General features: G+C 70.5%; 16 protein-coding genes, 1 tRNA gene and 1 pseudogene. 10 read left to right on the plus strand and 8 right to left on the minus strand.

Annotation, left to right across the window (positions count from 1 at the left end):
• On the minus strand, positions 1-1,095 hold a 1,095-nt coding region (locus CEP50_RS17210), incomplete at its 3' end, for a DUF3662 domain-containing protein (protein WP_106114974.1).
• 260 nt (positions 1,096-1,355) lie between these two features.
• On the opposite strand from CEP50_RS17210, the gene CEP50_RS17215 reads away from it, so the two are divergent.
• Positions 1,356-1,439, plus strand: a tRNA-Leu gene (locus CEP50_RS17215).
• Between the two features lie 434 nt (positions 1,440-1,873).
• On the opposite strand, the gene CEP50_RS17220 is transcribed toward CEP50_RS17215, so the two are convergent.
• Together CEP50_RS17220 and CEP50_RS17225 are read right to left on the minus strand one after the other, a co-directional pair.
• Positions 1,874-2,896 (minus strand): hemolysin family protein, encoded by a 1,023-nt coding sequence (locus CEP50_RS17220; RefSeq protein WP_106114975.1) that lies wholly within the window; start codon positions 2,894-2,896, stop codon positions 1,874-1,876.
• On the minus strand, positions 2,896-4,329 hold the full coding sequence (locus tag CEP50_RS17225; protein ID WP_106114992.1) for a hemolysin family protein: 1,434 nt from the start codon (positions 4,327-4,329) through the stop codon (positions 2,896-2,898). Before CEP50_RS17225 ends, CEP50_RS17220 begins: the two co-directional genes overlap by 1 nt.
• Positions 4,330-4,496: 167 nt before the next feature.
• On the opposite strand from CEP50_RS17225, the gene CEP50_RS17230 reads away from it, so the two are divergent.
• The 4 genes and pseudogenes from CEP50_RS17230 to CEP50_RS17245 form a co-directional block, all read left to right on the plus strand.
• Complete coding sequence (locus CEP50_RS17230) at positions 4,497-5,714, plus strand: CynX/NimT family MFS transporter (RefSeq protein ID WP_219905532.1); 1,218 nt, start codon at positions 4,497-4,499, stop codon at positions 5,712-5,714.
• A gap of 120 nt (positions 5,715-5,834) precedes the next feature.
• Complete coding sequence (locus CEP50_RS17235) at positions 5,835-6,596, plus strand: IclR family transcriptional regulator (RefSeq protein ID WP_106114976.1); 762 nt, start codon at positions 5,835-5,837, stop codon at positions 6,594-6,596.
• Between the two features lie 314 nt (positions 6,597-6,910).
• Positions 6,911-7,552, plus strand: a complete 642-nt coding sequence (locus CEP50_RS17240; protein WP_106114977.1) for a hypothetical protein — start codon at positions 6,911-6,913, stop codon at positions 7,550-7,552.
• A gap of 694 nt (positions 7,553-8,246) precedes the next feature.
• Positions 8,247-8,567: pseudogene (locus CEP50_RS17245) on the plus strand (maleylpyruvate isomerase N-terminal domain-containing protein); the annotation flags it as partial.
• A gap of 402 nt (positions 8,568-8,969) precedes the next feature.
• On the opposite strand, the gene CEP50_RS17250 reads toward CEP50_RS17245, so the two are convergent.
• Complete coding sequence (locus tag CEP50_RS17250; protein ID WP_106114978.1) at positions 8,970-10,298, minus strand: D-arabinono-1,4-lactone oxidase; 1,329 nt, start codon at positions 10,296-10,298, stop codon at positions 8,970-8,972.
• A 216-nt stretch (positions 10,299-10,514) separates the two neighbouring features.
• Here CEP50_RS17250 and CEP50_RS17255 point away from each other — a divergent pair, with 216 nt between their 5' ends.
• Positions 10,515-11,783, plus strand: coding sequence for an alanine racemase (locus tag CEP50_RS17255; protein ID WP_258175381.1), 1,269 nt, complete (start codon positions 10,515-10,517; stop codon positions 11,781-11,783).
• Here CEP50_RS17255 and CEP50_RS17260 read toward each other — a convergent pair.
• Positions 11,753-12,400 (minus strand): TetR family transcriptional regulator, encoded by a 648-nt coding sequence (locus CEP50_RS17260; protein ID WP_106114980.1) that lies wholly within the window; start codon positions 12,398-12,400, stop codon positions 11,753-11,755. The two genes, CEP50_RS17255 and CEP50_RS17260, sit on opposite strands and share 31 nt — an antisense overlap.
• Positions 12,401-13,029: 629 nt before the next feature.
• Here CEP50_RS17260 and CEP50_RS17265 point away from each other — a divergent pair.
• Positions 13,030-16,056 carry an L-tyrosine/L-tryptophan isonitrile synthase family protein gene (locus CEP50_RS17265; protein ID WP_106114981.1) on the plus strand — a complete coding sequence of 1,009 codons (3,027 nt, stop codon included), beginning with the start codon at positions 13,030-13,032 and terminating at the stop codon, positions 16,054-16,056.
• Between the two features lie 455 nt (positions 16,057-16,511).
• On the opposite strand, the gene CEP50_RS17270 is transcribed toward CEP50_RS17265, so the two are convergent.
• Together CEP50_RS17270 and CEP50_RS17275 are read right to left on the minus strand one after the other, a co-directional pair.
• Positions 16,512-16,850 (minus strand): hypothetical protein, encoded by a 339-nt coding sequence (locus CEP50_RS17270; RefSeq protein WP_019856091.1) that lies wholly within the window; start codon positions 16,848-16,850, stop codon positions 16,512-16,514.
• A 12-nt stretch (positions 16,851-16,862) separates the two neighbouring features.
• Entirely contained in the window at positions 16,863-17,138 is a 276-nt protein-coding gene (locus tag CEP50_RS17275) for a hypothetical protein (protein WP_106114982.1), read from the minus strand.
• A gap of 221 nt (positions 17,139-17,359) precedes the next feature.
• Here CEP50_RS17275 and CEP50_RS17280 point away from each other — a divergent pair, with 221 nt between their 5' ends.
• The 3 genes from CEP50_RS17280 to CEP50_RS17290 all read left to right on the plus strand — a co-directional run bounded on the left by CEP50_RS17280 (position 17,360) and on the right by CEP50_RS17290 (position 21,366).
• The gene (locus CEP50_RS17280; protein WP_106114983.1) at positions 17,360-18,742 is read left to right on the plus strand and encodes a helix-turn-helix domain-containing protein; all 1,383 of its coding nucleotides are present in this window, start codon (positions 17,360-17,362) and stop codon (positions 18,740-18,742) included.
• Between the two features lie 77 nt (positions 18,743-18,819).
• A complete protein-coding gene (locus CEP50_RS17285; RefSeq protein ID WP_181188435.1) occupies positions 18,820-19,731 on the plus strand; it encodes a phosphotransferase enzyme family protein in 912 nt (303 codons plus the stop codon).
• A 549-nt stretch (positions 19,732-20,280) separates the two neighbouring features.
• Positions 20,281-21,366, plus strand: coding sequence for an LCP family protein (locus CEP50_RS17290; RefSeq protein ID WP_258175383.1), 1,086 nt, complete (start codon positions 20,281-20,283; stop codon positions 21,364-21,366).
• Between the two features lie 22 nt (positions 21,367-21,388).
• Here CEP50_RS17290 and CEP50_RS17295 read toward each other — a convergent pair whose 3' ends face one another.
• Positions 21,389-21,967, minus strand: a complete 579-nt coding sequence (locus tag CEP50_RS17295) for a DUF6474 family protein (RefSeq protein ID WP_181188436.1) — start codon at positions 21,965-21,967, stop codon at positions 21,389-21,391.
• Between the last annotated feature and the right edge of the window lie 161 nt (positions 21,968-22,128).

The following is a 22,128-nucleotide window of genomic DNA, read 5'->3' on the forward strand; positions in this document are numbered from 1 at the left end:
GCCCTGGTCGTAGCCGGGTTGCCCGTAGGCGGGCGGTTGTCCGTATCCGGGGGGTTGCTGTCCGTAGGCCTGGTCGGGGAAGCCGCCGGACTGTGGGTACGCACCGCCGGGCTGGGGTTGTCCGTATCCGGGCGGCTGGGCGTAGGCCTGCTCGTAGCCCGGGGGTTGTCCGTATCCGGGGGGCTGTTGTCCGTAGGCCTGGTCGGGGAAGCCGCCGGACTGTGGGTACGCACCGCCGGGTTGGCCGTAGCCCTGGTCGTAGCCGGGCTGTCCGTAGGCCGGTGGCGGCGGCGGGGGTGCGGGCTGTCCGTAGCCCTGGTCGTAGCCGGGTTGCCCGTAGGCGGGCGGTTGTCCGTATCCGGGGGGTTGCTGTCCGTAGGCCTGGTCGGGGAAGCCGCCGGACTGTGGGTACGCACCGCCGGGTTGGCCGTAGCCCTGGTCGTAGCCGGGCTGTCCGTAGGCCGGTGGCGGCGGCGGGGGTGCGGGCTGCCCGTAGCCCTGGTCGGGGAAGCCACCGGACTGTGGGTACGCACCACCGGGCTGGCCGTAGCCCTGGTCGTAGCCGGGCTGACCGTAGGGGAAGTTCGGGTCCTGCCCGTACTGGGCCTGGTCGTAGCCGTACTGCCCCTGCTGGCCGTACGGATCCCCCTGGGGATATTGGCCTGGTGGCTGACTCATGGGTCGGTCTCCTGCGGTACGAGGTGTTGCCGGCCGTCGGCTTACGTCGGGGTCGACGGACGAACTGATTCGAAACTGTCCCGTGTGCAGCGTCTCAGAGCGCTCCAGGGAGACTACGACGTCACCATACGTGTCCCACCGTTGTTCGGTGAGATGCTCCTGAACGCAGTCGGCGAGAAGGTCGGTGACCCGACTCTCGTCCTCCACGAGTCGTTCGTGATCGGTGGGACTCAACTGCACCACGTAGTGGTTGCAGGCGAGCAGCCTGCCGCCCGCGAGTTCACGGACCTGTAGCTCAGCCTCCCGCTGGAGGGACTGGGCGACCTCCTGAGGGACCACCTTGCCGCCGAACACGCGCGCGAAGCTGTTGCCGACGATGCCTTCGAGCCTGCGCTCGAAGCGCTGCACGAGGCCCACGGCAATCCCTCCACACTCTCGACTCCTGCGGCCCATCGTATCTGGGGCGACGAGCCGTTACAGCCACTACGTCGGTTCCGGGGTGGCCCCCTGTGCGGTTCCACCCGAACGTGCCGTGCTAACCTGGGTACGTCGATCACGACACGCGGTCCCGGACCGATTGTACGGGCTCGTCGTCCCGGCGATTGTCCCTTCGGTCGGAACACCCCCCGGTTTCGGGGGTGGGATCGGGATGGTGTAGAGTCATCGACAACAGCCACGGGCGGGTGGCGGAATAGGTAGACGCGCACGGTTCAGGTCCGTGTGTCCGAAAGGACATGGGGGTTCAAATCCCCCCTCGCCCACCGAGGACCACCGACATCGTCGGTGTCGGTCCGAAGGACGTGATCGGGGAGAGTTCCACAGTCGGTGGAACTCTCCCCGATTTTTTCGTGTGTGGTGGGGTGTCTCACGTGTCCCTCCCCAGTGGAGGGTGTGTCGCCCGTACGGGGCAGCAGGTTCCCGGTCTCGGAAGAACCAACGCCCTCTCCGCCAACCGGGAGACGAGGGCGTCGAGGTGTTCGCGCATGGTGTGGGACATCACGCGATGACAGGCGTACTCGTGGAACGAACCCGTCCCGGTACACGGTGAAGGCCGTCAGGTGGAACTCGTCCACGACGACGTCCCGTGGAGGTTTCCGACCCCGGCTTCCGCCCTCCCGACTCCTGAGGCGGGACGGTGCCGCCACGCGCACGCCTGACCGCGGGTGGGGTCCCGGCCACCCGTTCGGAGGCGGGACTACGCCCCACCGGTTTCCCGGTCCGTGCGCGGAGGGAAGAGCCCCTTCAACATGTCCGAGATGGTCACCACTCCGACCGTTCGCCCGCCCGTGCGGACGAGGGACAACTGGGTGCTGGTCCGGCGCATCCGGGACAGGGCGTCGAGCACGGTGGTGTCCGGCTCCAGTTCGGAGCAGTCCCGGACGAGGCCGTCGAGGGGCCGGTCGGCGGCGAGGGTGAGGGTGTCGCGGACGTGCACCAGCCCGGTGGGCGCTTCGTGCGGCCCCACGAGAACCCGCAGGTGCCCGGACTCGCGGCTGGCGGCCCACACATCGGCGACGGTGGCCGTACGGGGCACGGAGACGACCGGTTCCTCGCTGGTGAGGTCACCGACGCGCAGTCGGGTCAGTTCGAGCGCGCCCGCCAGTTGGTCGGAGGACCAGGCGTCGAGGTCGCCGCTCTCGGCGGAGTGCCGCACGAGTTGGCGCAGCTCGTCGGGACCCTGTTCGATGGAGACCTCGTCGACCGGCCGCACCCCGAGCGCCTCGACGAGTCTGTTCGCGGAACGGTTGAGCAGCGTCAGCACGGGACGGAACAGCCACATGAAGCCGCGCATGGGCACGGCGAGCAGCACGGCCGAGCGCTCGGGGTGAGTGATCGCCCACGACTTGGGTGCCATCTCCCCCACCACCAGGTGCAGGAAGGTCACCAGCAGCAGCGCGAGCACGAACGCCATCGTGCCGCCGAGCCAGTGGGGCAGGCCGAGGGCGGCGAACACGGGTTCCAGCGCGTGTTCCACGGCCGGTTCGGTGATCGCACCCAGCGCCAGGGTGCAGGCGGTGATGCCGAGCTGGCAGCCCGCGAGCAGAACCGAGAGCTCCGAGGCGTTGCGCAGGGCCGCTCGGCCCGCCCGGCTGGTGGTCGCCTGCTCCTCCAGGCGGGTTCGCCGCGCGCCGATGGTGGCGAACTCGATCGAGACGAACAGCGCACTGGCCGCGATGATCGCGGCGGTGGTCAGCGTGGCCGTCCAGGGGCCGTACATCAGGACTCCTCGGGACCGGAGCCGGAGCTCGGCCGGTCGTCGGACTCGGAGGGGTCCGTCTCCGAGCTGTGTTCGTGCAGTTCCAGTACCAGTTCCGCGGGGACGTGGTGCTCGACCTCGACGACGGTGGCCCGCAGCGTCCGTGTCGGAGGGTGCCGCTCGTGGGCCAGCTCGGTCGGATCGTTGGGAAGTCGGACCTCGACCACCGTGTTCTCCTCGGGCAGCGACCCGTGGTGGGCGATGACGAGACCGGAGACGGTCTCGTAGTCCCCCCGGGGAAGGAGGTGGGCGAGTTCGCGTTCGACCTCGTCGAGAGGGGCGTCACCCCGCACCCGCCACTGCCCGCCGTCCCCGGTGGAGACCAGGTGGGGGCGTTCGTCGACGTCGTGTTCGTCGGTGAGTTCCCCGACCAGCTCCTCGGCGAGGTCCTCGACCGTGAGGATCCCGGCGAAACCGCCGTACTCGTCGACCACGCAGGCCAACCTGTCGCGGGACTCCAGCATCGTCGTGACCGCGTCGGGCAGCGACATCAGGGTGGGGAGGATGGTGGCGGGGCGGACGATCCCGGTGACGGGGCGCCGGTCGGCTCCCGCGTCCTGCCCGGCCATCGCCTCCAGCACGTCGACGAGGTGCACCACCCCCACGATCTCGTCGTCGCCGTCGAGCACCGGGTACCGGGAGTGTCCCCGGCTCATGGTCCGGCGCACCTCGTCGAGCGTGGTGTCGTCGCCGAGCACGTCCACCTGGGAACGTGGTACCAGGGCGTGCTCGACGTCCCGTTCGGGGAAGTCCAGCGCCCGGTCCAGCAGTAGGGAGAGTTCGCCGGGAAGTTCTCCCGCCTGTCGGGAGGCGGTCACGATCCGTTGCAGGTCCCTGGGGTTGGCCGCGTGTTCGACGTCGTGCACCGGTGTGATCCGCAACAGTCGCAGCAACCCGGTCGAGGCGCGGTCGAAGAACCAGATCAGCCAGCCCGCCAGACGCATGTAGAGCACCGTGGACGCCGACAGCCACCGCGCGAGTTGGTAGGGCCGGGCGATGGCGAGGTTCTTGGGGAACAGTTCCCCGAACAGCATCTGCACGAAGGTGGACACCACCAGCACCCCCACGGTGCCGATCGCGATGCCCACGCCCGGGGGAACGCCCGCACCGCCGAGGAGTTCTCCCACGGCGCTGCCGACCAGCGGTTCGGCGACGTAACCGACCAGCAGGCCCGTCACGGTGATCCCCAGCTGGGCGCCGGAGAGCATGAACGACGTCCGGCGGGTCACCCGCAGCATCCGGTCCGCGATCCGGTCCCCCTGTTCGGCCTGGGCCTCCAGCCTGGCCCGGTCGACGGTCATGAACGCGAATTCCTGGGCGACGAAGTACCCGTTGGCCGCGATGATCACCGCGATCAGCAGCAGGCCGCCGAGCAGGGACAGAGCGGTTACCACACGACCATTGTGCCGAATGTCCGGTTCGGGGTGGCGATCCTGTGCCCCGCGGAACACGATCACGGTTCACACGTTCGTCCCCGGACCGTCCGTCGCAACAGGTGGGATGAGTGGGTGTTTTCGTTCCGTCCGCCGGGTGTTCGTGATGGGGTGAGCAACCGGGACTGGTGTCACCCCGACTCCGGGAGGCCGTGGTGCGTTCGGTGTGGTTGTTGGTGGCCGTGGCGGTGCTGGCGCTGAACCTGCGACCGCCCTTCACCGCCGCCGGGGCGCTGTTGCCGGACATCGCCGCCGACCTGGAGCTCTCACCGGCGACGGCCGGGGTGCTCCCGACGCTTCCGGTGGTGTGCCTGGGGGTCTTCGCCCCGGGGGCCGCCGTGATCCGTCGACGTCTGGGGGACGAGGGCGTGATCGCCGTGTGTGTCCCCCTGCTGGTGGTGGGCAGCCTGCTCCGGGCCGGTCCGGGGGTGGTCACGTTGTTCGGCGGGACCGTGGTGGTCGGTGCCGCCGTGGGAATCGCCAACGTGACCCTTCCCGCCCTGATCAAGCGGGAGCACCCGGAGCGGGTGACGCTGGTCACCTCGATGTACACGGTGTTCCTCACCCTGGGAAGCAGCGCGGCGGCCGCCTTCGCCGTGCCGCTGATGCGGGCGGCGGGCAACAGTTGGCGGGTGCCGCTGCTGGTGCTGGCGGGTCTGGCGCTGCTGGCCGCGCTGGTCTGGCTGCCGCTGGTGCTCGGCGCGGGACGGCACCGTCCGGACGAGTCCGCCGGCGGGTTCACCGAGGTGCTGCGCAGCCCGCTGGCGTGGCAGGTGACCGCCTTCATGGGGTTGCAGTCGTTGCTGGCCTATGTGGTCTTCGGATGGTTGCCGACCGTGGTGCGGGACAGGGGGATGTCGGCCACCGAGGCGGGACTGGTGCTGTCGGTGTCCACACTGGTCCAGGCGGTGGGGGCCATGTCCCTGCCGTTGCTCGTGGGGCGTGCCGCGGGACAACGCGCCCCGGCCGTGGGGCTGTTCGCGGTGTCGGCGCTCGGCCTGCTCGGGGTGTTCCTGGCCCCGCTGTCCTGGATGTGGGTCTGCGCGGTGGTGCTCGGTTTCGGCATGGGGGCGCTGTTCGGGCTCGCGTTGAGCGTGCTCGGCCTGCGGGCGGCCGACTCCGCCGTGGCCTCCCGGCTGTCGGCCCTGGCCCAGACCGTCGGCTACCTGCTGGCCGCGGCCGGTCCCCTGCTGATGGGGGTGCTGCACGAGCTCTCCGGGGGATGGTCGGTGCCGCTGCTCATGCTGATGGTGGTCTGCCTCGCCGGTTCGGTCGCGGCGCTGGGGGCGGGCAGGCCCGCGCAGGTGGGCTCCTTGGGCCGTCCGGAGACGGTCGGGCGAGGGTGAGAGTCCATGGTGTCCTCAACGCGGTCCCGCGCCGGCCGGCCCCGGAAGAGCGGGGCTCCCGTTGCCCGTCGGCGGTATCTTGCCCGGCACAGGCTTGCTCCGGGAGGAGAGGTTCGGCCGATGGCGGGCAACAGCAGGGAACCCGGGCGCACCGTGACCGGGCGCGCGTTCAGTGTGCTGAGCGCGTTCGACGCGGAGTCCCCGCGACTGTCGCTCACGGAGATCTCCCAGCGTGCCGAGATCCCGCTGGCCACCGCCCATCGGCTGGTCGGTGAGCTGGAGAGCTGGGGAGCGCTCCAGCGGGAGCACGACGGCAGGTACGCCATCGGACTGCGGCTGTGGGAGATCGGGCTGCTGGCCCCGGTGCACACCGGACTGCGCAGCACCGCCCTGCCGCACATGCAGCAGCTCCACGAACGCACCGGGGCCAATGTGCAGCTGGCCGTGCGGGAGGGCATGGAGGCCGTCTACGTGGAGAAGCTCAGCGGACGCCGTTCGATACCGGTCGTCTCCCGCAGCGGCGGGCGTCTCCCGCTGCACACCACGGGCGTGGGCAAGGTGCTGCTGGCGCACGCGCCGCGTGCCGTGGTGCAGGAGTACTGCGCGCGCGGGTTGGCGCGGCACACCCCTTACACGATCGCCGAACCGGGCAGGCTCGTGCGGGAGCTGGCGCGGGTACGGCAGCGTGGTTTCGCCCGCACGGCCGAGGAGATGACCGTCGGCAGCTGTTCGGTGGCCGTGCCGGTGTGGGAGGGGGAGGACGTCGTCGCGGCACTGGGTCTGGTGGTGCAGAGCGCACGGGCCGAGGTGACCAAACTGGCCAGGATTCTGGCTCCGGCCGCCGAGGCGATCGGCAGGCAGCTGGACGAGGAGAACCGCTAGCGGAAACCGGAGGGGACCTTCTCCCCGGCTGGGCCTCCCCGGTGGGAGCCGCCGGCACACTCGACCGCCGCTTCACCCGAATGGCGGTCAAGCCCGACCGAAGGGGCCGGACCGCTCGCCGACCGGCCACCGACGTTTGCCCTCCGTCGGTCGCAGCGACCTCGGAGGAAGCGCGAACAAATCGTCCGTAGCTGTTCTAGTCGTATGCACGTGCAGAGTTGGCCGAACGTCGCTCGGCGCGCCGGATCCACCGCATCCGCGGCGTCGCCCGGTTCGGCTCCGTATTTCGCGCAAAGCACCTTGGAGGCGGGAAAGTGACCGCGACACCGGGACACATCGCAAGAGACGGCCGTGGCAACGGACAGATCGACCTGTGCCAGACGGGAGCCCACGGGTTGCCCTTCTCGGTGGATCGGCTGGCTGAGCTGGCCGTCGACGCACTGGGGTGGACGGGAAGCGTGCTTCCCGCCATGCGCCTGCTCGGGCGGCGGATCGTGCCGGTGGCCGAGCTGGTTCCGGACGCCCACGCCGAGCGGGTGTGTCTGGGCAGCGAACCCGTGCTGGACCGCACGGAGATCGCCACCTGGGTGTGGCCGGAGATGGCCGACCGGGTCCCCCCGGCGGCGGCCCGGGTCTCCGGGGTGCTGGCACCGGCACGGCACTGGAGGACCGCGCTGACCGCCGCCGTGCCGTTCGCGCGGTTCACCAGCGCGGCACTGGTGGTGCCGCGCCGGGTGAGCGACCGCGACGGTTTCGTCTCGTCCTGCCTGATGCGGGCCCGTCAGTTCGGGGTGGCCGTGCTCAGCGTCGACGAGGACGGAATCCGCACGGAGCTGGAGGGGAGGAGCTTCGAGGACTCCGCGTCCACGCAGCAGACGGCGGTGTCCCGCTGGGTGAACGAGGTGGTCTACGACCAGTTGCTCGCCACGGAGGCACCGGCACCCTCGTGGGGGTGATCCGCCCGGTGTCCGCTCTGTCGTCGCGACGTCGCCTCGGTCGTCGGTGCCCCGGTGTGACCGTCCCGTGTTCTCGGCACCGGGGACCCGGTGGGGCGTGCGGTTCGGCGGAGCGGCGTGAACGCGGAAGAACCCGTGCCGGGCGTTGCCGTCGCGACGTCGCCTCGGTCGTCGGTGCCCCGGTGTGACCGTCCCGTGTTCTCGGCACCGGGGACCCGGTGGGGGGAGCGGTTGGGCGGAGGGGCGTGAACGCGGAAGAACCCGTGCCGGGCGTTGCCGTCGCGACGTCGCCTCGGTCGTCGGTGCCCCGGTGTGACCGTCCCGTGTTCTCGGCACCGGGGACCCGGTGGGGCGTGCGGTTCGGCGGAGCGGCGTGAACGCGGAAGAACCCGTGCCGGGCGTTGCCGTCGCGACGTCGCCTCGGTCGTCGGTGCCCCGGTGTGACCGTCCCGTGTTCTCGGCACCGGGGACCCGGTGGGGCGTGCGGTTCGGCGGAGCGGCGTGAACGCGGAAGAACCCGTGCCGGGCGTTGCCGTCGCGACCTTCGCCGTGAGAGATCCGGAGGGCACGGCTCCTCCGGGGCGGACGAGCGGTCTCCGAGCGGGACGAAACCGGTCGCGGTGGTGGGCGGGGTTGCTAGTTTGCGCTCGTGGATCTCCTCTCGTGCTCGTGGGCGGCGTTGCGCGCGGCGGTCGCCGAGCTCGCCGACCCTCTGCTTCCCGTCGCCAACCAGGACAAGGTGCTCACCACGGGGGACTACCTCTCCGCCTACGTGCTGGAGTGGACGCTGCATCATCCGGACCTGGTGGCGCACCTGCCCGGGGCGGAGGAACCGCCCGTCGAGGGCCTGGCCCGCTCGCGCGAGATGCCGGAGGAGATCGCCGGATTCGCGTTCCCCGCCTCGCTGTCGGACAAGGACGTGCTGCGTCTCGGCACCGGTCGGCGCGTCCCGAGCGGGGTGGAACGGGCCGAACTGGGCGGGCTCGCCGCGAGACTGCCGTTCGTTCTCGGGTGACCCCTGGTGCTCTCCGGAGGCGGTGCACGACGCCGCCGGGAGGCGTATGAGCCGACAGGGGGTCGAGCAGTAGCGGTACGGAACCCCTCGTCCGAGGGATCGACAGCGCTGTTCGGCTACTGGGTGTCGATCATACTTCGAAGAACGAACCTGATCCGGCCGATCTCCTCGGGGGTCAGTCGGGCGCTGTGGCGACGCCGAAGCCGGTCCTGACCGATCGAATTCGGATGATCGCAGAGCGCGAAGGTGGGTTGGTTCGGGCTGTCCGGCCTGGGTTGTTACGGCAGGCCCGTGGGGCCTCGCGGAGCGGCACCGTGTGCCGGCCCGGCGACAGCCACGGACTGTTGAGGTGCGGGTCTCGGCCGTCGAGCCGCTTCCGTGTTCGGGGTGGTGTCTGCCGGTCTACCCGCCGAGCACGCGCTCCAGGTGGGGGTTGCCGAACACCCGTTCCGGGTCGAGCCGGTCCCGGATCCGCAGGAAGTCGGAGAAGCGCGGATACCGTTCGTCGAGCTCGGGGGCGGACAGGCTGTGCATCTTCCCCCAGTGCGGCCTTCCCCCCGCGGCGCGGGCGATCCGCTCGAAGGTGTCGAACCACTCCCGGTAGGGCATTCCGGTGAACTGGTGCACCGCGACGTAGGCGGTGTCCCGGCCGTGGGCGGTGGACAGCCACACGTCGTCGCCGGCGGCCACGCGCACCTCCACGGGGAACATCACCGGGTGGCGCAGCCGTCCCACCTCCCGGCGGAGTTCGGCCAGCACCTCGGGCAGCAGCTCGCGGGGCAGGGCGTACTCGGTCTCGACGAAGCGCACCCGTCTGCCGGTGACGAACACCCGGTGCGAGGTGTCGCTGTAGGACCGTCCGGACCAGAACGAGGCGCACAGTCCGGTCAGCTCCGGAACCAGGCGGGGGAACCGGCGTCCGATCCGGCACACCGTCCCGAACAGGCCGTTCTCCAGCACGCTGTACTCGAACCAGCCGCGCAGGGGGTGCAGCGGTCGGGTGGGTTCGGACTCGGGCAGTCTGTTGTTGCGTTTGACCAGTGCGCGTGTGGTGTGCGGGAACCAGTAGAACTCGAAGTGGTCGTTGTTCGTGGCGTGCTCGTCGAAGTTCCGCAGCACCTCGTCCAGCGGTTCGGGGCTCTCCTCGGCGGCCAGCGCGAACGCGGGCACGCAGCGCAGGGTCACCGTGCTGAGCACGCCTAGCGCGCCGAGGCCGACGCGGGCGGCGTTGAACACCTCCGGGTTCTGTTCGGGGGAGCAGTGCAGCCAGGAGCCGTCGGCGAGCACGAGGTCCAGCGCGCGTACCGCCGTGGCCAGTCCGCCCAGCGCCGCCCCAGTTCCGTGGGTGCCCGTGGCCACGGCACCGGCCACGGTCTGCCGGTCGATGTCGCCGAGGTTGGGCAGGGCGAGTCCCAGCTCGTCCAGGGCACTGTTGAGCCGGTGCAGGGGGGTGCCGCCGCGCACGGTGACGAGCAGGTTGGTGCGGTCCACATCGGTGATGCCGGACCACTCCGTGAGGTCCAGGGCCACCGCGGAGCTCCTGCCGCCGGGGGCGGTGGGGGCCGCGATGTCGCTGAACGAGTGGCCGGTGCCGAGGGGTTTCACGCTGTGTCCGGCCCGGCGGGCCTCCGCCACGGTGTGGGAGATGTCCGCGCCGGTGCGGGGGCGTGTCGTGTGGTGTCCGGTGGCGGTGGCCGTGGCCGCCCAGTTGGACCACCTGTCGAGTGTCATGGCCAGAACCGTCCTTCGTGTTCGCCCGTCGGGGTCGCTTTTCGTCGACGGACCTGTCCCGGGCGCTCGGCGCGGGGCCCGAGCGTCGTGGCAGCCCTCCGGGTGATCCGAGCACACGAGGAGATCCGTGGCGCAACCGTGTCGCGGTGTTCCGTTTGGCGAAAAATTAAGTGAATATCTCTCGCATAACAAGGGGTGGGGACTTACCGTGAGGACGTGTACCCGTCCACAGCGCCTCCCGTGTCCACCTCGGCGGCCCGCCTCGACGCGGCCACCGCCGGGCTGGAGCCGCCCTTCGGAGTGGTGGACCTGGCCGCCTTCGACGACAACGCCGCCCGCCTGGCCGAGCGGGCCCGGGGCGTCCCGATACGCGTGGCGACGAAGTCCCTGCGCTGCCCGGAACTGATCCACAGGGTCACGCGCCGGCCCGAGTTCACCGGGCTGATGTGCTACAGCCTGCCGGAGGCGCTGTGGCTGTACCGCCGGGGGCTGAGCGAGGACCTGCTGGTGGCCTATCCGACCGTGGACCGACGGGCGCTGGCCGAACTGGCCGACGACCCGGGCGCCGCCGCCGCGGTGACCCTCACCGTTGACTCCGCCGAGCACCTGGATCTGATCGAGGAGGCCACCCCGCCTTCCCGACGCCTGAGGGTGTGCCTGGAGGTCGACGCGGGATGGCGTCCCCTGGCGAAGGTGTGGCCGCCGGTGCTCTCCGGCAGGTGGGGCGACGGCGGACCGCGCATCGGCCCGCTGCGTTCACCGGTGCACTCACCCCGCCGCGCCCGGGAACTGGCCCGGGAGATCACAGGACGGAGAGGTCTGCGCCTGGTCGGGCTGCTGCTCTACGAGGGACAGATCGCCGGGATCGGCGACCGTCCGGCCGGGCAGCCGCTGCGCGCGGCTGCCGTGCGCTGGATACGACGCCGTTCGGCGGAGGAACTCGCCCACAGGCGGGCCGCCGTGGTCGAGGCGGTCACCGAGGTGGGGTCCCTGGAGTTCGTCAACGGTGGGGGAACCGGCAGCCTGGAGACTACCGTGCGGGAGCGGGCGGTCACCGAAGTCGCCGCCGGTTCGGGCCTGGTGGGCCCCACCCTGTTCGACTTCTACCGCGAGTTCCGCCCGCTTCCCGCGGTGCTGTTCGCGCTGCCGGTGGTCCGTCGTCCCGGCAGACGCAGCGCGACGGTGTTCGCCGGCGGGTACCTCGCCTCGGGAACACCGGGCAGGGACCGCCTGCCGACCCCCCATCTTCCCGCGGGGCTGCGGCTGACCGGCGCCGAGGGAGCCGGTGAGGTGCAGACCCCGCTGGTCGGCGGTGCCGCCTCCGCGCTCCGTCCCGGTGATCGGGTGTGGTTCCGGCACGCCAAAGCGGGGGAACCGGCCGAGAGGTTCGACGAGTATCACCTGATCGAGTCGTACGGGCCGGGTCGGGACCGGGCGGTCGCCACGGTGCCGACTTACCGCGGAGAGGGCAGGTCCTTCGGCTGATCCTCCGAGATCCGACTGGACAGGTAACCACGAACCAGCTCCCGTGCCTCGTTGACCAGTGTGGGATCACCCATCGGGGCACGGCGGAAGGCGAGGTGCAGCACCGCGTCGGCGGCCTCCACCGCCACCGACAGCGGCAGCTCCAGCTCCGAGGGGCTCATCCCGAAGTGCTCCGAGATGAGGTTCGTGAGCTTCTCCGCGATCACGGCGTTGTTGTCCTTGTTCTCGTGCAGCAGCCGCAGGTCCACCACGTCGCCGAAGTGCAGCTTGCTGAAGGCCGGAGTCTCCCGGTGCATTCCCAGGTAGACGTCGAAGACCGTGTCCACGGCGTCCCACCAGTGCGCGAGTTCGGTGCGGTCGAGTCGTTCGTAGACGGCCTGCACGAACTTCTCCAGGTTGCGTAGCGTCAGCTCCTGGACCACCGCGCGTTTGTCCGGGAAGAACTGGTACAACGAGCCGACGGCGACACCGGCCCGTTCGGCGATCAGCGTCGTGGTCAGACCGTCGTAGCCCACCTCGTCGATGAGCTGGGCACAGGCCTCCAACATGCGTTCCACGCGTTGGGCGCTGCGCTGCTGTACTGGCTTGCGGCGCAACGGGGCTGCTTCGGTGGGCAAGATGTCTCCTTGGTCTTGTCCGAACTCCGGAATCCTTACGAACCTGGTCCGAGACGCGCCGCCGGGGCCGCCCGGCAAACGCCACGTCTTGCCCAGTCTCGCGCTCTTGCGGCGATCATGCTTGGTGAGCGGCCCTTCAGAGTGTCAGTCAATAGGGTGAGCAGTGGACGGTTCTCCCCGGAACGGCGGTATTTTCGATCGTCGAAGGCGGTGAATTCCCGTGTCTGTTCCTCCGTCGGAGCCTGTGGCGATTTTCCCGCGATTATGCATTCCGGAGCGGTTCCACAGGACAAGATCCACGATCCCCGAGTTCGCCGTCGGGACGAACCGACACCCCGGCGGTGCCCCGCCGGGCCGCGCACGCTCTCCGTCGGCGCGCTCTCGTAATTCCGGGGTGACTCGTGGTGTCCTCTGGCCGTGGACGTCGTCACCCGAGTTTCCCGGCCCGTCCCCCCGCGGACCGACGTGTGTCCGTGCGGCCGGCGCGGCGGCGACGCAGGCATCGGAACAGTGCCCGCGCGGGCGGTTCGTGCACGTGCTTCCTCGCCCGGTGGTCCCCGAACCGGGCGGTTCACCCGCGGAGGCCGGACACTCCGCGCGTTGTCCGAGGAAGAGCAAGGAGATACCCGTTGGACGGTCGGCCCCGGCTCGGCCCCGAGAAGAACACGGCTACCGTACGGCCCTTCGGGACGTGGCCCCTCGACGTGGACGAAGCGAACTCCGTACTGGCCTGTGGCGACTACGGGCTGCGCCTCGTCCGGCACCACAGGCAGACCTGGCTGGTGGGCGAGCGGGCGGGCAGCGGAATCCCGTTGGGAACGCGTCCCACCTGGAGCCGGCTCTACCGGATGTTGATCCGACTGCGCAGCACGCGCAGGATCCGCGACCGGACCTGGTTGGCCCGGCTGGCGGCCTCGCTGGACCCCCGGACGATCTCCACGAACGGAGGACCCCCGGACCGGGAGTGGTGGCGGCTGGTCGAGATGGTCGGTGAGGACCCGATACTGCGGATGCACTGCGCCACGCTCGGGACCGGATCCGGGCCGGGTGTCGCGCCCGCCTTCCACGAGCCGCTGCCGGCACACCCGGACTTCCCGGGCGGCACCGTCGCCGTGACGGTCCCCGCGTTGCTGGAGACGAGCTCGGCCCTGCCCGCGGGTCTGTTGGGGGAGGTGCTGAACAACCGCTTCGAACGTCAGCAGAACGCGCTGCACCACTTCCTGGAGCACTTCGTCCGCCCCCCGCTGCGCGTCTTCCGGCTGGTACTGGAGAACTCGCGTTCGCTGCTGCTGACCCCACGCGCCGACACTCTCGCGGTGGAACTGTCCCCGGAGTTGCAGGCCACCGGCAGGATCGTGTTCACCCCCTCGGTGGGAGTGCGCGACGCCAACCGCGCCACCTCCGGGGAGGTGCGGGAGGGGATGCGCGCGTTGGCCCGGACCCTGGACACCCTCGCCGGCGCCTTCGAACGGCTCGACTCCCGAGGGGACGGCCTCCGCCCGGGAGAGGTCCGTTCCGCGGTGCACCACGTGGTGGCCGCCGAGCTGCGCGACCTGGAGGCCGACAGCGCCGACGTGCTGTCCGGTCGGCATCCGCTGAGCGGTTTCGTGCACACGGTGCCCGCCGAGCAGGACGAGCTGTTGCGCCGGGTGCTGCACACCGTGCAGGAACGCACCAGGGAACGCCGTTGGCACCCGGACTTCCCACAGCCGATGGTGGTGATCGACCTGGCCTCCTGCGGGCTGGTCGCCCCGGACCCCTCCCCCCGCCAACGGCCCGCCGGAACGGTCCCCGGTGATCCCCGGGCCTCGCCCGTCCCTCTCGGCCCCGCGTGGAGCGGAACCGTCCACAGCGGTCTTCCCCGTTTCGTGTGGGACGTCCGCGACGCCGGGGGCCGGGTGGTTTTCTGCGTCTCGGGGCAGCGCGACGGCGACCGGGTCCGGAGGGTGTTGGACGAGACCGGGGTGCCGGAGGCCGACCTGATCCACGTCCCGGAACCGACCGTGGAGTCCCTGGCGGGATGGACGGTGCGTCGGTTGCGCGAGCTGGGGCACGGCGAGGTCGTGGCGGTCTTCGACGACGGGTTCGCCGCCGAACTCCGCTCGCCCGTCGACCCCCACGGCGCGCTCGTGGTCGCGCTGTCCTCCGGCAGGAGGCTGCCGAGGCAGCGGAACGGACGTGCCGAGGGTGCCTCGGCGGCGCGTGCCGGGACCGGGCGGGTTCCGGCGATCGACAGTTTCGAGACCTCCCCCCGCCGGAGACCGGAACGGCGGCATCCCGTGCTGTCCAACACCCACTCGCTGGAGGAGCTCCAGGTGGCGGCGCTGCGGGAGAACCGTTCGGCCCAGCGCTGGGCGGTGCGCCTGAGTGGGTCCGAGACCGAGGCGCTGGTGCGTTCGGTGGTGGACGACGCCGACTCGGCGGCCGAGCGGACCGCGCGCGGGGCGCTGAGCAGGTTCGCCGTGCACGAGGCGGACAACAGTGAGCAGCGCAGGTATCGGACCCTCGGGGCGCTGCACCACGTGTTCACCCGCAAGCAGTTCCTGAAGGGCTCCCGCTCCAACTACGTCCTGGCCGACATGCTGCGGGACGCGGGCGGCTCCGTGGCCCGGGGTGAACCGATCGACGTGGTGCTGCTCGGTTTTCCGGTGAAGCAGTCGTTGAACCGGTTGAAGGCCTACGGGCCGCTGCCGGACATCGCCGAGCTCGGTGGACTCGTCCGGCTGCGCGAACTGCAACAGGCCGCCCGACGGGTGTATCCGCCGGGGCTGCGCATCAACGTGCTCACCGACGGCAGGCACTTCCGGCCGAGACCGGGATCGTTGACCCGGGCCTACACCCGCAAGCTCCACGAGTACGCCGAGCTGGTCGGTCTCGACGGGTCCGTCTCGATCCGGGAGATCGACGCCGTGGCCCGGGAACGGCTGGGCTCGGCCGTGCTGTCCCGTCGTCCCGAGCTGTTCCGCACCTTCCGGAGTTCCCTGGAACGGGCCGTGGCCGACCTGGACATCACCGACAACCCCCTGCGCACACTCGACCGCGTCCAGGAACGGGCCGAGCGCTGGGAGGGGGCCCCGGAGCGCGGCACCGCGCGGTCGCTGGGCCTGTTCCGGGAGATGGTCATGTCGATGGTCTACTCCGTGCCGGTTCCGGTGCCCGCCGGAGCGGACCGGCTCGGCTGGGCGCGCACGGTCTACGCCGACGTGTACAACCTCGTGGACACGCACATCTCCCCGGAGACACGTCAGGCCAGGGTGGCGGTGCTGCGCCGCGCCTGGCACAACGCCATCCGCTACCTGTCCACCATGCGGGTGGACGAGGAACTGGGCTACGAGGAGCTGTTCAGCCCCCGGATCCGGCTGACGGTCAGTGCGGTCACCAGAGGACGCTGCGGATTCACCTATCTGGGTGGTTCCGGGCTGTTGCCCTGGCAGGGAACCGGTGTGCTGGACACGCGTGGCTATGTGGCGGTGGACTTCGCGGTCTCCCTCATCGACCAGGGTTTCGTCCCCGCCTACTCGCCCCTGCTGGGCAGGCGTCAACCGTTGATGATGGTCCCCGCCCAGCACACCGAACCCCTGCCACGCGGCTCACGGGCGGAGGGCACGCGTCTGGACGTGGGACTGCGTTCCCGGGCGAGACTGCGGCGCAGGTAGTCCTCCCGCGCGGAGACGCTCCGGCTCGCCGTCCCGGTGGGACCGAGCCCGACACACCGGAATCCCGGCACTCGCCAGGGGGGAAACGAGTGCCGGGATTCCGGGACGGCTCCGTCACCCACGGGGTGTTTCGTGTGTCGGTTCTCGGTGACGGAGCGGCTGGAATCCGCAAGCCGGTACCGGTTCGGGGGAGGGGAGTAAACATCGGCACCGGCTCGCGGAAGTCGGGGGAGACCACACGAGGAACGGGGAGGGAGGCGGGGAGACCTCGTGTGGCCGCCGGGTTCCGTGTTCGGTTGTGCCCGGACCGTGTGTTCGGACCGGGACGGGGGGAGACCGGTGGTCGGCATATCCGTGGTCGGGGGGCACGTCATGCCGACCACCGGTCAACGGACGGGCAGCGGTTCCGCCGCCGGTTCGGGGGATACGGCGTGCGGAACCCGGCCCGCCTGCTTTTACGGCACCGGCGCCGCACGGCGCAGCTGCTGCGCCGGTCGCAGGTGCCGTGCGGGACGGGGTGCGAGGCCGCCCGCCACCAAGTGCTCGTAGGCCGAGCGCCACACGGCGCAGGGTGCCTTGCGCTGGCGCAGCCACGTCGAGCACTCCGGGCAGTTCCCTCGTTCGTCCGGTTCGTGCGCGGTCAGCAGCGTCCGCCATCCCGCGGTCAGGCGCGGGAGTTCCGAACGTGCCACGGACAGCAGGGACGGCGCGTCCGCGCGGTTAGCCAGCTCGGAGAGCACATCGAGCCGTTCCCAGACCGCGTCGCGCAGAACCTGTCCCAGAATCGTGTCCACCGTACGTCACCGTCACTTTCTCGCCTGGTCAGCGGCGAACCGCAGCGCCGAACTCAACCGACCGGCCCGGTCGGTCGTCAACGCGGCGGTCGCACCGGGCGGTCCGGCGAGAACCACCCTGTCCCGGTTGACGAGCACCTCGAGGCTGCGCGGCGTGTGGTTGACGTCGCGACACCACATCCGACCGTGGCTGTGTCCGCCGAACTCCCCGGAGGCGTCCCGGTGGTCTTCCGATCGGGGGGCGGATCCCACCGGTTCCTCGGGCTCGGGTCGTTCGTAGGAAACCACGTCGCTGATGTCCTCTCGGTGCTTCCGTTGTCTGCCGAGGACTAGATTGGAACGTGGGGTGGCCGACTGGCTAGGTGGTGGGCGACGACCGGACTTACCGCGCGATGAGCGGTTCGTGGAGTTCGGTCGCACCGATCACCGGCCACAGTGTCCGCTTCACCGTCTTCTGTGCGGAGCCTTAGTCTGCGGCCGACGCCCGAGAAGCGTAGAGGGGTCTTCGAATGAACACCATCGGTTCGAGCGGCTCTCTCGTTACACCCGATGTCTGGGACGGACGGGAGATGAGGGAAGCGCTGGCGAGTCGGAACATCAGCGACATCTACAAGCTGCTGCGCAAGCACGGTGTGTCCCAGCGCCAGATCGCCGCGGCCACTGGTCAGTCGCAGTCCGAGGTTTCGGAGATCCTCAAGGGCAGGCAGGTCATCGCCTATGACGTGCTGGCCCGCATCGCTGACGGTCTCGGCGTCCCGAGGGGGTACATGGGCCTCGCCTATGACGGGGCGACGGCAGTGAGAGTCGCCGATTCGGATGACGGCGACTCCCCGGCTGAGGAGGACGAGACGGTGAAGCGTCGGAAGTTTCTGTCCCATGCCGCGGCGGTTGCTATGGGGGCTTCCGTCCTCGGCGCGGAGGAGGGGGACTGGCTGACGGCCAATGCGCAGACTCCCGCGCCCTCGCGTATCGGTATGGCCGACGTTCAGCAGATTCAGGCGGCGACCAAGGCGTTGCGCGACCTGGACTATCGTTACGGCGGGGGGACTTGCCGTGACGCCGTCGTGGCCCAGCTGCACTGGGCGAAGCAACTGCTGCACGCCAGTTGCACCGATCAGGTCAAACAGCAGTTGTTCACCTCGCTGGCCGACATGCACAGCCTGGCGGGGTGGACCTCGTTCGACATGGGGTTGATGGACCCGGCACGCAGCCACTTCGGGCAGGCGTTGCAGTTCGCCAGGCAGGCCGGCGACGACAGCCTGGTGGCCAACGTGCTCTACCGGATGGGGCGGGTCTACCTGCACTACCACCAGCCGAACGAGGCGTTGAAGCTGTTCCAACTGGGACAGATCGCGGCCCAGGAGTCGGGATCGTCGTTGACGGTCGCCGTCATGTGCGCCAACGAGGGATGGGCCTACGGAATGCTGAATCGCCCCGACCAGGTGGCGAAGATGCTGGGCAGGACCAAGGACGAGTTCGCGAGGGCCAGGTTGGACGAGGCGCCGGACTGGGTGCGGTTCTTCAACGAGACCGACCTGCACGCCGCGATCGGCTCGGTCCACGACGCGATGGCCGAACACGAACCGGACCGCTACGCGCCGCTGGCGGTGGCCGAGACGATCAAGTCGAACGAGAAGTACGACGTCGACATGCAGCGCAGTCACGTCTTCGTGCTGGGCATGCAGGCCACGAACCACATCAGGGCCGGTGACGTCCAACAGGGGATCAGGGTCGGCAGACGGGCGCTCGACATCGGTGCGCAGGTGAAGTCGGCGCGTGTTCCGGACCGGCTGCTTCCCCTGGAGCGGGAGGCCGCCAAGCACGTCAGGAACGCGGAGGCCCGCGAGTTCTCCGAGCAGGTCCGTGTCTTCCGGGAGAACCGTTCGATTTGATCAGCTCCGGTGAACGACCCGACAGCGCGCCGAGGGCGCGATTACTCCGCAGCAGACAGCCCATGACATCGGCGAACATGACTTTTCCGCCCGACTCCGCCCGAGAGCCCGAGGTTCCGCGTGAACTGGGCAAGGCCCTGGACGAGGTGTGTGCCGCGGCGGGGCTGGACCCGCGCGGGGCGAAACTGCTGCGTTTCGTCAACAACGGGGTCTTCCTGCTGCGCACCGCTCCCGTGGTGGTGCGTGTGGTGCTCACCTCGTCACTGGCCTACCGGGCGGACAATGTGGTCGAGGCCGCACGCTGGCTCACCGAACGGGGGATGCCCTCCGTGCGGCTGCTGCCCGGGCTGCGCCAACCGGTGCGGGCCGGGGGCTACGTGGCCACCGTGTGGGAGGAGGTGCCGGACACGGGGACACCGCCGACCGGCTACGACCTGGGGACGCTGCTGCGTTCCCTGCACGCCCTGGAGATCCCGCCCTCGGTGGGGGAGTGGCAGCCGGTCGCGGACGCCCGCAGGCGTCTCGCGGAGGGCGAGCACGAGCTCGACCCGCGGGACCGGGACTTCCTGAAACGGCACTGCGACTCCGTGGAACGGCGTCTGGAGGAGCTGGAGTTCGCCCTGCCCCGGGGCACCGTGCACGGGGACGCGCACCTGGGCAACGTCATCATCGGCCCCGAGGGGCCGGTGCTGTGCGACTTCGACTCGCTGTGCGCCGGTCCGCCGGAGTGGGACCTGACCCCGATGGCGGTGGGCTACCTGCGTCTGGGGCGTTCTCCCGAGGCCTATCGTCAGCTCGTGGCGGCCTACGGTTTCGACGTGGTGGCCTGGGAGGGCTTCCCGGTGTTGCGTGACCTGCGGGAGCTCAAGATCACGGTCAGTGTGCTGCCGGTGCTGGGCAGCAACCCCTCGCTGGCGGGCGAGCTGCGCAAGAGGTTGCGTTCCATGCGCGAGCGTGACTTCACGGTGCGGTGGACGCCGTACCGGTGAGTCCTCGGTCCCTCCGGGGACCGGGATGAGCGAGGTTCGGTCGGGCCGAATTCGGACAACTCACCGACGCGAAGTGACCGTTCGGCGACACGAGCTTCCTTTTCGCATCGCGGAATTTCTTCGTGCGATGCGATACGCGTTCCGTTGTCCGTCGCATCCCAGGCGGCGTTCGGTGTGCGAGTGGCAGCGTACTGTCTCCGCCGGGATATGTCACGGAACACGCCGGGTCCGCCACTCCGGAGGTTTCGTCGCCGGGACCGGCCCCGGCACTCCGGACGGTGGTCCCGCTTTCCCGGACAGTATACGAGTTCCTCTCGGGAAATCCTCGGGGAGGAGTATCCCGCCGGGAACACCGGATTGAAACCTCGCTCCGAGGGGTACCCCACCCTGGTGGAAAGTGACAGTGGTCACGTCGAACCACCGGGGGCCGAACGCTATGCCGAACCTCTCGCCGACGTGCTGCCGGAGCGCAACCGCCGAAGGCGGTCACGGTGACCCGCCCGCGACCGGCCCGGCCGGGTCCCCCGGGCCGTCCCGGAGGGGAGCCTGATGGGGGCAACCTCCGGGCACTCGCGGGAGAAGAGCACACGCCCGGCCCGCTCGGAGGCCGGAGGCTCCGGCGACTCCCCCCAGCCCCCCGCCGGAAGGAGGAGGGGCTCGCCGGGCCGGTGGGTGCTGCGGGGCGGGCTCGCCCTGCTGCTGGTGTTGGCCTTCCTGGGGGCACTGGTCTACCGGGAACTGGACGGCAACATCACCTCGGTGGACGTCGACGGGTGGCTGTCCTCCGACCGTCCGCCGGAGAACCCCTCGGAGGCGTTGAACATCCTGCTGCTCGGCTCGGACTCCCGCGCGGGCGCGAACGGGGAGTACGGCGACGTCGCGGGGCGGCGTTCCGACACCGCCATGGTGGTGCACCTGGCCGAGGGCAGGCGGAAGGCGGCCGTGGTCAGCATCCCCCGGGACACGCTCGTCGACCGCCCCGAGTGCCCCGGTCAGGACCGGGACACGATCCCGCCGGCCCGCGACGTCATGTTCAACTCCGCCTACGCGCGGGGCGGGCTGGTCTGCACCGTGGCCACGGTGGAAAAGCTGGGTGACCTGCGTCTGGACCACGCCGTGGCCGTGGACTTCGCCGGTTTCGAGAAGCTGGTGGACACCCTGGGCGGAGTGCGGATCACCCTGTCCGAGCCCATCGAGGACTCCTACGCCGGTCTCGACCTGCCCGCCGGAACCCAGCGGCTCACCGGGGAACAGGCGCTGGGGCTGGTGCGCACCCGCCACGGCGTGGGCAACGGCAGCGACCTGGCCCGGATCGAGCTCCAGCAGAAGTTCCTGAGGGCCCTGCTGCGTCAGGTCGACAGGACGGGGCTGCTGACCGACCCGGTCCGGCTGCACCGCGTGCTCGACACGGCCACCAGCTCCCTGACCACCGACGAGGAGCTGGCCTCCCTGGGGGCGTTGTGGTCCCTGACCCGGTCGCTGCGGGGGATGTCCCCGGAACGGGTCGACTTCCGCACCCTGCCCGTGGCCGCCTCCTCGGCGCGGCCGAACCGGCTGGTCCCGAAGGAGTCCGAGGCGAAGGAGCTGTGGAAGGCGCTGCGCGAGGACTCGGCGCTGCCCCCGAAGAACCGGTGAGCACGACTCCGTCGGGACCTCCTCAGGCGCGCACCCCGAAACGCCGCAGCAGGTCGTCCTCGATCCTGCCCAACTCGCCGTCCACCGCCCGGTGGGCGGCGCGGCGTCTGGCCGCCGGCATCCGCTCGGCCGCCCGCACCACCCCGGACAGCTCGTCCAGGCGCTGCCGGGAGGACTCCACGAAACTCCGCACGGACTCCTCGCCCTCGTTCCCGCTCCGGCTGGCCAGCAGGTTCTCCAGCGCGGTGGCGTCGCCGGCGATCCGGGCGTGCAGCGCGGCCCCGCGTCCGGTGAAGCGGGACACGTCCTCCACGGCCACCCCGAGCCTGCGGGCCCGGAACCTCTCGTAGCCCTCCCGCGCCGTGGCAGCGGCCCGCGCGAGGTAGGGGGCCACCACGGGGCCGACGATCCTGGTCACGCCCACCACCTTCTTGGCGTTGCCCGGGGTGACGCGCCCGTGTTCGCCCTTGCGCACGGCCTTGGCGGTTCTGCGTTCCTCCCGGCGCCGGCCGCGCTCCTCGCGCCGCTGCGCGCGACGAGCGCGGCGGCGCATCCCGGATGTCGCCTCGGCCGCGTGTTTCCTCCGCTGGGAACCTGCCATGACGGCGAACACCTCCGGGCCGACTCGGTGTGGCTGTGCTGCGCGGATCAGTCTAGGCACTACCACGGCCGCTCGCTACGGCGACACGACCAGTCGGACACGTCGTGTGGTCGCGGGTGTTTCGGGAGCGCCTCGGCGTGGCCGTGCCGGGGGCTCCGTGG

It is taken from the genome of Actinopolyspora mortivallis (genome assembly GCF_003001495.1).
In the GTDB taxonomy this organism is placed as follows: Bacteria; Actinomycetota; Actinomycetes; order Mycobacteriales; family Pseudonocardiaceae; genus Actinopolyspora; species Actinopolyspora mortivallis_A.